Raw genomic sequence first — 14,112 nt, 5'->3', positions numbered from 1 at the left:
ATGGCTGAACCGGTAAAGGCAATTTTGGCGTTGGGCGGAAACCTCGGCAAGCGCCGCAAGACCATTCGCTCGGCGCTCAAAGCGCTGGCGGTAACCCCGGGCATCAAGGGTGTTCTTTGCTCACCGCTGGTCGAATCGGTGGCGTTAACCGAGGCCGGCACCGATGAAACCAAGCCCAACTACCTAAACGGTGTGGTTCGAATCGAGACCACGCTCAAGCCAAAAGAGTTGCTAAACGAGATTCGCCGAATCGAGACCGAGCACGGGCGAATTCGCCTTGAGCGCTGGGGCTCGCGAACCCTCGACATCGACATCATCACCTATGGCAACGAGATCAAGGTGGGCAAAGAGTTGACCCTCCCGCACCCTCGTGCTTCTGAGCGCGCATTTGTGCTGGTGCCTTGGTCACTGCTTGAACCGGATGCTGTTTTGCCCGGATACGGATCAGTCAAAGAGCTGGCCGAGCCCATTAAAGACCAGGTCTGGCTAGTTAGATGAAGCCGACCAAAGTTCAAACGCTTTTGGCTTGGGCCGTTCTGGCGGCTACCGCGGGCTACCTGGTTCCGCGCCTAATTGTTGCCAATGGCGGCCAGGTTCCAGTTGCAGCTTTCACCATGATTTTTACCCTGCCAACCGTAGCCATCCTGCTGGTCATTTTTGCAATTCCAATGATCCGCCGAACGCGAGCAACCAAGGCAAAGCCAGCCGCCCTGCTCAATCCGTTTTACGCAGTTCGAGTTGTGCTGCTAGCCAAGGCCATCGCAATCTCAGGTGCAATCTTTACCGGTTGGCACGCGGGTGTGGTTTGGCTGCAGGCAACCTCGCCGGTGATTCCCGCCGGAATCTGGCCAAACCTCGCAGCTCTCATCGGTGCAATTTTGATGGTGGTTGCCGGCATAGTTATTGAGCGCGTTTGCCGTATTCGCGACGATGGCCGCGACGGTCAAGCAGGCTCCGCAGGCGCTGGTTCGTCCACCGAGGTGAACCCCGCTTGAGTAACGGAAGACTGGCTGTCGGAATCATCGGGGCTGGACCAGTTGGCGCAGTCTTGGGACAGGCCCTGGCTGCTGCCGGGCACAACCTCATCGGTGTGGCAAGTGCAAGCCCGCAAAATCTCGAGCGCTTAGACGCACTGATTCCCGAGGTCCCGTTGCTTGCGATTCCAGACCTAATTGCTGAGGCAGACCTGGTGGTTTTGGCTATTCCGGCAGATCAAATTGCACCGATGGTTTCTGGCTTGGCTGCTGCCGGTGTTTGGCGTGCGGGGCAGTTGGTAGCCCACACCGCCGGTGAGCACGGATACTCTGTCTTGGCCCCGGCCGCCGGAGCGGGAGTGATTCCGCTGGCGATTCACCCGGCCATGACCTTTACCGGAACCAGCATTGATCTGGTCAAAATTCGTGAGAGCTACTTTGCGGTCTCGGCACCTAACGTGGCCCTGCCGATTGCGCAGGCCTTGGTTATCGAGATGGGCGCCGAGCCAATTGTTGTTGCCGAGGCAGATCGCGCGACATATTTCGAGGCGGTATCGGTTGCTAACTCGTTCTCAAAGATGATCGTGAATCAGGCAATCGGATTGCTAGAAAACGTGGGAATCGAAAACCCTCGCGGGGTCATCGGGCCCCTGATTCGCAGTGCCGTAGAGCAAGCCCTAGCCGATGGCCACAAGCCGCTCGACCCAGAGGAACTGCTGAGCTAATGCACATAGCCACCACGGTCTCTCAGTTAGCCACTGAGGTTTCGGTCGCGCGCTCTGAGGGTAAAAAAGTTGCCCTGGTGCCAACCATGGGTGCCCTGCACGCGGGGCACCTCTCGCTAATTGCCGCAGCTCGCAAGCACGCCGACTTTGTCGTGGTTTCCATTTTTGTAAATCCGCTTCAGTTTGGTGCCGGCGAAGACTTCGATAAGTACCCGCGCACACTTGATGCTGATGTTGAAAGCCTCGAGGTGGTCAACACCGATGTCCTTTTTGCGCCTTCAGTCGACGATGTTTACCCAGCGGGATCAGTGGCCGAACCAACCAAGAGCGCCGGAGAAATCGGTGTGGTTTATGAAGGCGCAGCCCGCCCCGGCCACTTTGATGGAATGCTGACCGTTGTGGCCAGGCTATTTGACCTGGTGAAACCGGATTTTGCAGTGTTCGGGCAAAAAGATGCCCAGCAGCTGTTTTTGATTAAGCAAATGGCCAAAGTTGACTACCCGGCCTTGCAAATTGTTGCGGCGCCTACTGTGCGCGAGCCTAGTGGTTTGGCTATGTCTAGCCGCAACCGCTACCTAAGTGTCGATGCCCATAAGGTTGCCGAGCAACTGTCGGCAGCTTTGCGAGCCGGACACACTAATGCCGCCAGCCCAAGTGCTGCTCTCGAATCCGCCCGGGCCTTTATGTCAAAGGCGCCTGAGGCTAAACTTGATTACATTGCCTTGGTAGCGGCCAATTCTTTTGAACCAATCAACGATGAATTCAAAGGCCGCGCGCTATTGCTAATTGCAGCGGTTGTCGGCCAAACCCGATTGATCGACAACATCGAAATAACTTTTTAGGAGCACTCGCATGAGTCAAGACTCAACTGCTGGCACTGCCAACAACGAGATTGAACAGGACCTAGAGCAAGATCTGCCAGAGCAGATTGCGGTCCGCTTGGCCAAGCGTGAGCGCCTAAACGAAACCAGTGATGCCTACCCGGTTAGCGTTCCGGTCACCCACACCATCGATGGCGTCCGTGCTGCTTACCCTGATCTAGAAATCGATGTCGCCACCGGCGACAAGGTTGCCCTCGCAGGCCGCATCGTGTTTCAGCGCAACACCGGCAAGCTTTGCTTTGCCACGCTTCAGGCTGGCTCAGGCCAGCGCATTCAGGCCATGCTTTCGCTAGACAAAGTTGGCGAGGACCGCCTAAACGAGTGGAAAGAGCTCGTTGACCTAGGTGACCACGTGTTTGTATCGGGTGAGGTCATCACATCAAAGCGCGGCGAGCTTTCAATTTTGGCCGACGAGTGGTTGATGGCAGCCAAGACCATTCGCCCACTGCCTAACCTGCACAACGAGTTAGGCGAAGAGTACCGGGTGCGCCACCGCTACGTGGACCTAATTGTTCGCGACCGCGCACGCGAGGTAGTGCAGATTCGCTCGAAGGTAATGCAGTCACTGCGCCGCACCTTCGAACAAGAAAACTTCATCGAGGTTGAAACCCCGATGCTTCAGACTATTCACGGTGGTGCTTCGGCACGCCCATTCAAGACCCACTCAAATGCCTTTGACACCGAACTGTTCTTGCGCATCGCGCCGGAGCTGTTCTTGAAGCGTGCAGTGGTGGGTGGCATCGACCGAGTTTTCGAGATCAACCGCAACTTCCGCAACGAGGGTGCCGACCGCACCCACTCGCCAGAGTTTGCGATGCTCGAGTCGTACCAGGCTTACGGTGACTACAACTCAATCGCCGACCTAACCCAGAAGCTGATTCAAAATGCCGCCATGGATGTCTTTGGCACCCACCAGGTAGAGCTTGAAGACGGCGAGATCAACGACCTTGGTGGCGAGTGGCCGCGAATTTCAATGTACGAGTCGCTATCTGAGGCTTGTGGCCAGACCATCACCCCAGAGACTTCAATTGCAGACCTTAAGAAGTTGGCTGCATCGGTTGAAATTGAAATCGAGCACCCTCTGCACGGCAAGTATGTTGAAGAGCTTTGGGAGCACTTCGTCAAAGGCGATTTGGTAAAGCCAACCTTCGTGATTGACTTCCCGGTTGATACTTCACCACTGACCCGCGATCACCGCTCAAAGCCAGGTGTGGTTGAAAAGTGGGACCTCTACATTCGCGGTTACGAACAGGCAACCGGTTACTCAGAGTTGGTTGACCCGGTTATCCAGCGTCAACGATTTGTTGAGCAGGTGACCTTGGCCGCCGCCGGCGACCCAGAGGCCATGAAGCTTGATGAGGACTTCTTGAAAGCCCTCGAATTTGGTATGCCACCTTCAGGTGGAATGGGAATGGGAATCGACCGTCTACTGATGAGCCTGACCGGGCTCGGAATTCGCGAAACAATCATGTTTCCGTTGGTGAAGTAATTATGGATCTGCAAGTTCTTTGGGATGCCCTATTGGCACTAGTGCCGCCGGTTGCTGTTGGCGGAATCTTTTGGATCATGATGCGCGGAATTCTGCGCGCCGACTCTAAAGAGCGTCAGGTTTATCAAGAAATGGAAGCCGAAATTCGCGCTGAGCGCGAGGCAAAACAGGGCAAATAAGCACTGAAAAACAACAACTAAGTAAAAAAATCCTCAACACGCCGACACGATTAGGCAAACTACATCTAGTGTCATAAACTGATGCAACAACTAAATAAGCCATTTTTCGGTAAAAACCAGCAAAATCAAGGGTTTACCGAACATCGCATAGAAGCGACGTCACGGGGGAATGGCTTAGTTGCTGCAAAACAGTTCTTTAGAGGAGAGATTTATGACTATCACCGTTTACACCCTGCCTTCATGCGTGCAGTGCGACAGCACCAAAAAGCTGCTTGACCGCAAAGAACTTGAGTACGTTTCTGTTGACATGAGCGAGGACGAAGCGGCTCTTGAGCTAGTCAAGTCACTCGGCTATGCACAGGCACCAGTTGTAGTTGCTGGCGACAGCCACTGGTCAGGCTTCCGCCCTGACAAGATCTCAGCACTCGGCGCAGCCTAAAACCTAGCCATGCTAGACGTCGTTTATTTTTCGAACGTCTCCGAAAACACCAAACGCTTTGTTGAGAAGCTGAATGTTCGGGCCTTCCGAATCCCGCTTCACGCATCCGAGCCGGCACTTCAAGTAGCCCAGCCCTATGTACTGATCTCTCCGACATACGGGGCAGGTGATGACCTCACCAGTGTTCCAAAACAGGTGATTCGGTTTCTCAACGACCCTGAAAACAGAAAAAACGCTAAAGCCGTCATCGCAGCTGGCAACACCAACTTCGGCGACAAGTACTGCAGAGCCGGCGAGATTATCTCGCTCAAGCTCCAGGTACCCCTGATTTACAAATTCGAATTACTAGGCACCCCGTATGACGTGGCGGCCGTAGAAGAAAAGATGGAACAACTGTGGAAAACACTCTGATTGAGAAGGCCCCTCGCACCGGATACAGCTACCACGAGCTGAACGCAATGCTGAACTTGTATGACAAAGACGGCAAGATTCAGTTCGATAAAGACAAGCAGGCTGCTCGCGAGTACTTCCTAGAGCACGTGAACATGAACACCGTGTTCTTCCACAACCTCAAAGAGCGCCTTGACTACCTGGTTGAGCACGACTACTACGAGAAGCCAATTCTTGACGCCTACAGCTTTGAGTTCCTGCAGAAGATCCACGACTTCGCTTACTCATTCAAGTTCCGTTTTGAGTCATTCCTAGGTGCCTTCAAGTTCTACACCAGCTACGCGCTAAAGACCTTTGATGGCAAGCACTACCTAGAGCGCTTCGAAGACCGCGTGGTCATGGTGGCACTTACCCTTGCCGAGGGCGACGAAGACCGTGCCCTCATGTTGGTTGAAGAAATGATCACCGGTCGTTTCCAGCCGGCAACCCCAACCTTCCTAAACTGTGGCAAGGCCCAGCGCGGCGAATTTGTCTCATGTTTCTTGCTTCGTACCGAAGACAACATGGAGTCAATCTCACGTGCCATCAACTCATCGCTGCAGCTTTCAAAGCGCGGTGGCGGTGTGGCACTGTCACTAACCAACATCCGTGAATCAGGTGCACCGATCAAGAAGATCGAAGGCCAGTCATCGGGCGTTATCCCGGTTATGAAGATGTTGGAAGACGCATTTAGCTACGCAAACCAGCTTGGCGCACGCCAGGGTGCGGGTGCGGTTTACCTAAACGTTCACCACCCAGACATCATGAAGTTCCTCGACACCAAGCGTGAGAACGCCGACGAGAAGATTCGTATCAAGACCCTGAGTCTTGGTGTGGTTATTCCAGACGTAACCCTTGAGCTGGCTAAGAACAACGATGACATGTACCTGTTCTCTCCATACGATGTTGAGCGCGTTTACGGTGTTCCGTTCAGTGACATCTCGGTCACCGAGCACTACCAGGACATGGTTGATGACGCTCGCATTCGCAAGACCAAGATCAAGGCACGTGCTTTGTTCGAGACCATTGCTGAGCTTCAGTTTGAGTCGGGCTACCCATACATCGTTTACGAAGACACTGTGAACCGCGAGAACCCAATTGCTGGCCGCATCAACATGTCAAACCTGTGCTCTGAGATTCTTCAGGTCAACACCCCAACCACCTACAACGCTGACCTCAGCTACAAGGATGTCGGCAAGGACATCTCTTGCAACCTAGGTTCATTGAACATTGCCAAGGCAATGGACTCACCAGACTTTGGTCGCACCATTGAGGCATCTATCCGTGCTTTGACTGCTGTTTCTGACCTGAGCGACATCGATTCAGTGACCTCAATCAAGTACGGCAACGATGAGTCTCACGCAATTGGTCTGGGCCAGATGAACCTTCACGGTTACCTGGCACGCGAGCGCGTTCACTACGGCTCTGAAGAAGGTATTGACTTCACCAACATCTACTTCTACACCGTTCTGTTCCACGCTCTAAAGGCTTCAAACACCATCGCTCGCGAACGAGGCAAGGCCTTTGGTGGTTTTGAAAACTCAAAGTACGCAACCGGTGAGTTCTTCGACAAGTACACCGACAAGGTTTGGTCACCTGAGACCGAGCGCGTTGCAGAGTTGTTTGCCAACGCCGGTATCGAGATTCCTAACCAGGAAGACTGGCGCCAGCTAAAGGCTGCAGTCATGAAGGACGGTATCTACAACCAGAACCTTCAGGCTGTGCCACCAACCGGTTCGATCTCTTACATCAACAACTCAACCAGCTCGATTCACCCGGTTGCGTCAAAGATTGAGATCCGTAAAGAGGGTAAGTTGGGCCGCGTTTACTACCCAGCTCCTTACCTAACCAACGACAACCTTGAGTACTACGACGACGCCTACGAAATCGGCCCAGAGAAGATCATTGCCACCTACGCAGCTGCAACCCAGCACGTAGACCAGGGCCTTTCACTGACCTTGTTCTTCAAAGACACCGCAACCACTCGCGATGTTAACAAGGCCCAGATCCAGGCTTGGCGCGCAGGCATCAAGACCATCTACTACGTACGTATTCGCCAGATGGCCCTCGAGGGTACCGCTGTCGATGAGTGCGTAAGCTGCATGCTCTAGAAATTATTTAGACCCCATCCAAGTTCAGTTTTAAACCTGCAAAGAGAGAAGAAAATGACTGCCACAACGCTAAGTGGAATCACTCGTCCGGTGAACTGGAACAAACTCGAGGACTCAATGGACCTCGAGGTTTGGAACCGCCTCACCTCAAACTTCTGGCTGCCTGAAAAGGTGCCGATGTCAAACGACATCCCTTCATGGGCAACTCTTCGCCCAGAAGAGCAGAAGCTAACCATGCACGTATTCACCGGTTTGACCCTGCTGGACACCATCCAGGGAACCGTCGGTGCAATCTCACTGATTCCTGACGCGCTAACCGCTCACGAAGAAGCTGTGTACACCAACATTGCATTCATGGAGTCAGTGCACGCCAAGAGCTACTCATCGATTTTCTCGACCCTGTGTTCAACCGATGAGATCGAAGAGGCGTTCCGCTGGTCAGAGGACAACCCATACCTTCAGAAGAAGGCCGAGATTGTTCTTGGTTACTACCGCGGTGACGACCCGCTAAAGCGCAAGGTTGCCTCAACTCTGCTTGAGTCATTCCTGTTCTACTCAGGTTTCTACCTACCGATGTACTGGTCATCACGCGCCAAGCTCACCAACACTGGTGACTTGATCCGTTTGATCATCCGCGACGAAGCCATTCACGGTTACTACATTGGCTATAAGTTCCAGAAGCAAATGGAGCTTGAGACCCAAGAGCGCCGCGATGAGTTGAAGGCCTACACCTACGACTTGCTACTTGAGCTTTACGAAAACGAGATCAAGTACACCGCTGACCTTTACGACCCACTCGGCTTGACCGAAGACGTAAAGCACTTCTTGCACTACAACGCCAACAAGGCCCTGATGAACCTAGGTTTTGATCCGTTGTTCCCTAAAGAGGTGTCAGAGGTTAGCCCAGCAATTCTGTCTGCGCTTTCACCAAACGCTGACGAGAACCACGACTTCTTCTCAGGTTCAGGTTCGTCTTACGTTATCGGTAAGCACGAGGCAACCGAAGACGACGACTGGGACTTCTAGTCACTCAAAATCACTAAGAAAAGACCCGAGCTTTGGCTTGGGTCTTTTCGTTTTCCCTACAGCGAACAAGCCCCCACAGCCGGATTACCCGACTTAGCATTTCTATTAGACAGCTATAACCAAAGCTGGCGAATGGAGTAAAAATGTTCGAGAAATTCACCGACAAGGCTCGTCGAGTTGTTGTGCTGGCCCAAGAAGAAGCCAAGCTGCTAAACCACAACTACATCGGCACGGAGCACATCCTGTTGGGTTTGATTCACGAGGGTGAGGGCGTTGCTGCCAAAGCTCTAGAGTCGCTGGGCATCAACCTAGATTCCGTTCGCGAACAGGTTCAAGAGATCATCGGTCAGGGCCAGCAGGCTCCATCCGGTCACATTCCTTTTACCCCGCGCGCCAAAAAGGTGCTTGAGCTTTCGCTTCGCGAGGCGCTGCAGTTGGGTCACTCATACATCGGTACCGAGCACTTGCTATTGGGTTTGATTCGCGAGGGTGAGGGTGTTGCCGCCCAGGTTTTGACCAAGCTCGGAGCAGACACCAACCGTGTTCGTCAGCAGGTAATCCAGTTGCTGTCAGGTTTTCAGGGTAAAGAGACTGTTGCTGTTGGCGGAGACAACACTGAGAAGCAAAAGGGCTCACAGATTCTTGACCAGTTTGGTCGCAACCTGACCCAGGCTGCTGCCGAGGGCAAGCTTGACCCAGTGATTGGTCGCGAACGCGAGATCGAGCGCGTAATGCAGATTCTTAGCCGCCGCTCAAAGAACAACCCAATCCTGATTGGTGAACCGGGTGTTGGTAAGACCGCTGTGGTTGAGGGTTTGGCTCAGGCCATCGTCAACGGCAACGTGCCTGAGACTCTGAAGGGCAAGCAGCTTTACACCCTAGACATGGGTTCACTCATCGCGGGTTCACGCTACCGCGGTGACTTTGAAGAGCGCCTCAAGAAGGTCACCAAAGAAATCCGCACGCGCGGCGACATCATCACCTTCATCGACGAAATCCACACCTTGGTTGGCGCGGGTGCTGCCGAAGGCGCCATCGATGCTGCTTCAATTTTGAAGCCATTGCTAGCACGCGGTGAGCTGCAGACCATCGGTGCCACAACCCTTGACGAGTACCGTAAGCACTTTGAAAAAGACGCTGCGCTTACCCGCCGATTCCAGCAGGTAACCGTCAACGAGCCATCGTTGCCTCAGGCCATCAACATTCTTAAGGGTGTTCGTGACCGCTATGAGGTGCACCACAAGGTTTCAATCACCGATGGCGCGTTGGTCGCTGCGGCTCAGCTATCTGACCGCTACATCACCGACCGCTTCCTGCCAGACAAGGCCATCGACCTAATTGATGAAGCCGGTGCTCGTTTGCGCCTCTCAATCTTGTCTTCACCGCCAGAGCTCCGCGAGATCGAAGAAAAGATCGTGGCCCTCAAGGTTGAAAAAGAAAAGGCAATTGAGGCTCAAGAATTTGAGTTGGCTGCCGCCAAGCGCGACGAAGAAAAGAAGCTGAATGCCGAGCGTGCCCGGATGGAGCGCGAGTACCGCCAGGGCAACGTTGCGGCGCAGGGCATCGTGGACGAAGGCCTAATCGCTGAGGTTTTGGCTCAGGCCACCGGTATTCCAGTGTTCAAGTTGACCGAAGAAGAGAGTGCCAAGCTCATCTTTATGGAAGACGAGCTGCACAAGCGCGTTATCGGCCAAGAAGATGCCATTGCTGCGATTTCTAAGTCAATTCGTCGTCAGCGTGCTGGCCTCAAGGACCCTAACCGCCCATCTGGTTCGTTCATTTTTGCTGGCCCGACCGGTGTTGGTAAGACCGAGCTAGCCAAGGCTTTGGCTGAGTTCTTGTTCGACGACGAGGGTGCGCTAATCTCACTCGACATGTCTGAGTACGGCGAGAAGCACACCGTCAGCCGCCTATTCGGTGCCCCTCCGGGCTTTGTCGGCTTCGAAGAGGGTGGCCAGCTTACCGAGAAGGTTCGCCGCAAGCCATTCAGTGTGGTGCTATTCGACGAAATCGAAAAGGCTCACCCAGACATCTTCAACTCGTTGCTGCAGATTCTTGAAGAGGGTCGTTTGACTGATGGCCAGGGTCGCGTTGTTGACTTCAAGAACACCATCATCATCATGACCACCAACCTCGGAACCCGCGACATTTCTCGCGGAACCATGGGCTTCTCGCTAGAGGGCAGCGCTGCAAATGACTACGAGATCATGAAGGGCAAGGTCAATGAGGAGCTCAAGAAGAACTTCAAGCCTGAATTCCTTAACCGTGTTGATGAGACCATCGTGTTCCCTCAGCTAACCAAGCCTGAACTAGTTCAGATTGTTGATCTATTCATCAAGCGTCTTGGTGTTCGCCTAGAAGACCGCGACATGACCATCTCAGTAACCCAGGCAGCTAAAGACCGCCTGATTGAGATCGGCTTTGACCCAGCGCTAGGTGCCCGACCACTCCGCCGTGCAGTTCAGCGAGAAATCGAGGACCGACTAAGCGAGAAGATCATGCACGGTGAGGTAAAGAACGCCTCTGACCTTGAGGTTGATTTTGCCGATGGCGAATTTGTATTCACCAACAAGGTTCGTGAAGCACTATCGGCAATGTAATTGCAGACAGCAAAAACCCCGTCGATTTTTATCGGCGGGGTTTTTCTATGAGTTCTTCAAGGCCGCAGGGTCTTGGGCTCAACCGTACTTACTTGTATTGCGAGTAACGGCTAATCATCGAGATAGCGTATTCAAATGCCGGGCGCATCTCAAACTTAGGGTCCAGCAACCACTGGGTCTGAAGGCCGTCCCAGATGGCAATGATGATAGCTGCCTGCATCTGGTCTTCTTGGTTCGGCGTGGTCCGGCCGTGATCGTTGGCAATATCTAGAGCAAAGCTGGTGCGTGACTTGCGGTAGCGCTCCAAGAAATACTCGTGAGCCGGAAAATTAGGGTCGGTGGCCTCGCCAACAAGGTTGGCCCAAAGTCGAGTCAAGGCTGATTCTTCTTCGTTGCGCTTTTGCGCCTGGAGTGACGCCTCTTGCCAGGTTGAGCCTGAAACCTTGCGGCGTTCCTGGGTCACTTCGTCTTGGTCTTGTTCGCGGCGATCTACCAAGGCCAGCAAAATTGCCTCTTTATTCGGGAAGTGGTGGAGCAAACCGGCCTGGCTCAAATCGCAGGCCGCGGCGATTTCGCGCATCGAAGTGGCGTGATATCCGGTTTTACCGAACGCTTCAACTGCCTTGGTCAAAATCTCTTCGCGCTTGGCGTTCCCCTTTGAGTAGGGGCCTCTAGGTTGCTTTGCCGACATCTTCACTCTCCTGGGGCCAGTTGGTTGTAAAACTTTGGGTCCAAACGTCGGTCGACCCCAAGAAATAGGGGGGGATAGGTGCTGGACAACTCAACTAAGGGTAAAGGCAAGGGCCTGGTCTGACAAATATGTTTGCCCAGGCGGAAGAGAATAGAAGTATGTCTAAAACCATCGGCGGCACGGGTCGCATCAAAATGATCTTGCTGATTGGTGCTTTGGGCATGCTTCAGCCGTTCACGGTCGACCCCTACATCCCCTCTTTGCCAGCGGTATCTGATGACTTGGCAGTAGACCCGGGTCTTATTCAGCTGACGCTAAGTGCCGTCAGCCTCGGCTTTGCTTTTGGCATGCTGCTCGCTGGCCCAGTCAGTGACGCAATAGGTCGTAAGCGCCCAATGTTGATTGCACTGGCAATTTACATCGCGTCTTCACTGCTATGCGCTCTGGCGCCAGGGCTCGAAGTGTTTTTTGCAGCCAGAATCCTTCAGGGTCTAAGCGGTGCGGCTCTCACGGTGATCGGTAACGCAATGCTTAGAGACCTTTACGCCGGCATGCCGCTACTAAAAATGATGAGTCGCGTGATGCTTATCAACGCAGCATCCTGGTTCCTTGGACCATTGATCGGTTCTGGATTCTTACAATTCACCGACTGGCGCGGCATCAGCTTCTTCATTGCAATTTTCGCCGGCCTGTTGGGTGTCATCGCATTCCTAATTTTGCCTGAAACCCTTAAGACTGAGTCTCGGCGAGATGAGATATTCAAGGGCATGGGCAAGCGTTTCCGCAATGTTTTGCGTGACCGCAGCTACACCGGTTTGCTGATTATCCAGATGCTGATTTCGGCATCGGTGTTCGCCTACCTTTCGGTCACACCATTTGTTTTCGCTAATACCTTCGATGTTCCGGCTACCGAGGTTGGGCTCTACCTAGGCCTCAATTCTTTCGGCGCCTACCTAGGTATTCAGGCATCGTCAAAGCTGGCTCAGTACATTCCGGCACAATGGCTGCTCACCGGTTCGCTTGTTTTGGCTGCGATTGCCGGCCTGTTGCTAATAGTTGCCTCAAATGCACAGGCTAGTTTTTGGACCATCGAGGGCCTAATTTTTGGCTGGCTTTTCTTGTTTGGGGCAACCAACACACCGGTAAACGCCCTCGCGCTTTCTCCACACGGTTCAGAGGCAGGCACCGCGGCATCGCTCATCGGCGCCGTTGGCTTTTTGGGTACTGCCATGGCCGGCCCTTATTACACAACGCTGGATAAATTCTCGGCCGTCGGCGTTGGCACAACATGGTTGATCTTCATGGTTATTTCCATTGCGGTCATGTTTGTAGTGGTGCGGCCCAACAAGATTAAGTCGCTGATCTAGCTGCGATTTTGGGTTGTGGTTTTGAATCTAAGTCGTTGGGTTGCCGAAAATTCGGTTAGCGTTAATTCATGACCCACAACGCCATCACCGTTCGCCCAGCACTGACTAGCGATGTTCGCAACATCCAGGCGATGCGACAGCCATTAGAGGGTTCTAGAGTGCTGTTGGGCCACGAGTTAGTGGGTCTCTATGAGGCTGTTCCCGAGTTTATGGTTGCCGTTGACGAAAATGATTTTGTGGTTGGCGCAGGCGCCCTGCATGTGATGTGGGAGGACCTCGCTGAGGTGCGCTCAGTTGTCGTTGCAGAGCACATGCGTGGTCACGGTGTTGGTAAAGCCATTCTGGATGCACTGTTGGATCGTGCCAGCCACCTCGGAATCAAACGAGTATTTTGCCTGACCTTCGAGGTCGACTTTTTTGCAAAGAGTGGCTTTGTTGAAATCTCAGATGTGCCGGTTGACTCACAAACCTATGCTGAGATGGTGCGCTCGCACGACGATGGTGTGGCCGAGTTTCTTGATCTGGCCCGGGTCAAACAAAACACTCTTGGCAACACCCGAATGCTTAAGACTCTCTAGCCAAACCCTTGGTTAGCCTTAAGGCATGAGCAGAAAACCAAACTTCCTAATCCGCAGAATCATTGCGTTGGCAGTGGTTGTGCTACTTGTCTCACTGGTAATTGCCGGTGTTTCAGCCGCGGTCAACTGGGTAACGAGCATCCTTGCTCCGGCTCCTTCTGCCACCCCAGTGGCAAGCGCATCGGCTACCCCTGGCTCAGATTGTGACCCAGCAAAAATCCTCATCGAGGCTAGGGTTACCAACTCGGCCGGAAGCCCACAGAGCACATTTGACTCTGGCATCAATCCGTTTTTCTCTTTCAAAGCCACCAATCAGTCTGAGATTGATTGCGTCTTTGATGTTGGCCCAGCCGTGGTCTACTACTCAGTGACCAGTGGCGAGCAGGTTATCTGGGAGTCAGCCGATTGTGACCGAACCAAGTTGGTCGGCTACCCAGTGCTCATCAAGGCGGGGGAGTCAGTTTCTAGCAGTACCGAGAATGCTGACTGGTACCGCGTCTTCTCAAGCGCCAAGGGCTGCGGTGCAGATCAGCAGCCGGTAATAGCTGGCGGAGCCTCGTACCACTTGGTGGCTACAGTAAACGGTGTTAAGTCAGACAACGTTCAATTCATTTTGAACTAGC

The 14,112-nt window shown here is 53.5% G+C and carries 15 protein-coding genes; 14 read left to right on the top strand and 1 reads right to left on the bottom strand.

The features are described 5' to 3' along the window. The 11 genes from folK (at window position 1) to FFA38_RS06050 (ending at window position 10,853) form a co-directional block, all read left to right on the top strand. Window positions 1-498 (top strand): 2-amino-4-hydroxy-6-hydroxymethyldihydropteridine diphosphokinase, encoded by a 498-nt coding sequence (folK, locus tag FFA38_RS06095; protein WP_138275870.1) that lies wholly within the window; start codon window positions 1-3, stop codon window positions 496-498. Beyond that, window positions 495-995 (top strand): DUF3180 domain-containing protein, encoded by a 501-nt coding sequence (locus tag FFA38_RS06090; protein ID WP_138315876.1) that lies wholly within the window; start codon window positions 495-497, stop codon window positions 993-995. The genes folK and FFA38_RS06090 overlap by 4 nt, the downstream gene beginning before the upstream one ends. After that, window positions 992-1,699 (top strand): Rossmann-like and DUF2520 domain-containing protein, encoded by a 708-nt coding sequence (locus FFA38_RS06085; protein ID WP_138315875.1) that lies wholly within the window; start codon window positions 992-994, stop codon window positions 1,697-1,699. Before FFA38_RS06090 ends, FFA38_RS06085 begins: the two co-directional genes overlap by 4 nt. Next, window positions 1,699-2,541 (top strand): pantoate--beta-alanine ligase, encoded by an 843-nt coding sequence (panC, locus tag FFA38_RS06080; RefSeq protein ID WP_138315874.1) that lies wholly within the window; start codon window positions 1,699-1,701, stop codon window positions 2,539-2,541. The genes FFA38_RS06085 and panC overlap by 1 nt, the downstream gene beginning before the upstream one ends. 10 nt (window positions 2,542-2,551) lie before the next feature. Beyond that, window positions 2,552-4,069, top strand: coding sequence for a lysine--tRNA ligase (gene lysS / locus FFA38_RS06075; RefSeq protein ID WP_138275866.1), 1,518 nt, complete (start codon window positions 2,552-2,554; stop codon window positions 4,067-4,069). 2 nt (window positions 4,070-4,071) lie between these two features. Beyond that, window positions 4,072-4,248 (top strand): hypothetical protein, encoded by a 177-nt coding sequence (locus tag FFA38_RS06910; RefSeq protein WP_172956024.1) that lies wholly within the window; start codon window positions 4,072-4,074, stop codon window positions 4,246-4,248. A 211-nt stretch (window positions 4,249-4,459) separates the two neighbouring features. Continuing rightward, window positions 4,460-4,687, top strand: a complete 228-nt coding sequence (gene nrdH / locus FFA38_RS06070; RefSeq protein WP_138275865.1) for a glutaredoxin-like protein NrdH — start codon at window positions 4,460-4,462, stop codon at window positions 4,685-4,687. Window positions 4,688-4,696: 9 nt separating this feature from the next. Continuing rightward, window positions 4,697-5,098 (top strand): class Ib ribonucleoside-diphosphate reductase assembly flavoprotein NrdI, encoded by a 402-nt coding sequence (gene nrdI / locus FFA38_RS06065; protein ID WP_138315873.1) that lies wholly within the window; start codon window positions 4,697-4,699, stop codon window positions 5,096-5,098. Next, window positions 5,083-7,227 carry a class 1b ribonucleoside-diphosphate reductase subunit alpha gene (gene nrdE, locus FFA38_RS06060; protein ID WP_272868526.1) on the top strand — a complete coding sequence of 715 codons (2,145 nt, stop codon included), beginning with the start codon at window positions 5,083-5,085 and terminating at the stop codon, window positions 7,225-7,227. Before nrdI ends, nrdE begins: the two co-directional genes overlap by 16 nt. A gap of 54 nt (window positions 7,228-7,281) precedes the next feature. Beyond that, complete coding sequence (gene nrdF, locus FFA38_RS06055; RefSeq protein WP_138275863.1) at window positions 7,282-8,253, top strand: class 1b ribonucleoside-diphosphate reductase subunit beta; 972 nt, start codon at window positions 7,282-7,284, stop codon at window positions 8,251-8,253. Window positions 8,254-8,396: 143 nt separating this feature from the next. Beyond that, the gene (locus tag FFA38_RS06050) at window positions 8,397-10,853 is read left to right on the top strand and encodes an ATP-dependent Clp protease ATP-binding subunit (RefSeq protein ID WP_138315872.1); all 2,457 of its coding nucleotides are present in this window, start codon (window positions 8,397-8,399) and stop codon (window positions 10,851-10,853) included. An 88-nt stretch (window positions 10,854-10,941) separates the two neighbouring features. Here FFA38_RS06050 and FFA38_RS06045 read toward each other — a convergent pair whose 3' ends face one another. Beyond that, complete coding sequence (locus FFA38_RS06045; protein WP_138315871.1) at window positions 10,942-11,544, bottom strand: TetR/AcrR family transcriptional regulator; 603 nt, start codon at window positions 11,542-11,544, stop codon at window positions 10,942-10,944. 158 nt (window positions 11,545-11,702) lie between these two features. Between FFA38_RS06045 and FFA38_RS06040 the strand changes: the two genes are divergently transcribed. The 3 genes from FFA38_RS06040 to FFA38_RS06030 all read left to right on the top strand — a co-directional run bounded on the left by FFA38_RS06040 (window position 11,703) and on the right by FFA38_RS06030 (window position 14,111). Continuing rightward, the gene (locus FFA38_RS06040) at window positions 11,703-12,911 is read left to right on the top strand and encodes a multidrug effflux MFS transporter (protein ID WP_172956023.1); all 1,209 of its coding nucleotides are present in this window, start codon (window positions 11,703-11,705) and stop codon (window positions 12,909-12,911) included. Window positions 12,912-12,979: 68 nt separating this feature from the next. Continuing rightward, the gene (locus FFA38_RS06035) at window positions 12,980-13,489 is read left to right on the top strand and encodes an amino-acid N-acetyltransferase (RefSeq protein ID WP_138275859.1); all 510 of its coding nucleotides are present in this window, start codon (window positions 12,980-12,982) and stop codon (window positions 13,487-13,489) included. Between the two features lie 25 nt (window positions 13,490-13,514). Then, window positions 13,515-14,111, top strand: a complete 597-nt coding sequence (locus tag FFA38_RS06030; protein WP_138315869.1) for a hypothetical protein — start codon at window positions 13,515-13,517, stop codon at window positions 14,109-14,111. Window position 14,112: the final 1 nt, after the last annotated feature.

The organism is Rhodoluna limnophila (assembly GCF_005845365.1).
Taxonomy (GTDB): Bacteria; Actinomycetota; Actinomycetes; order Actinomycetales; family Microbacteriaceae; genus Rhodoluna; species Rhodoluna limnophila.
Note: the sequence above shows the minus strand (reverse complement) of the source record. Positions and strands in the feature narration are given on the sequence as shown.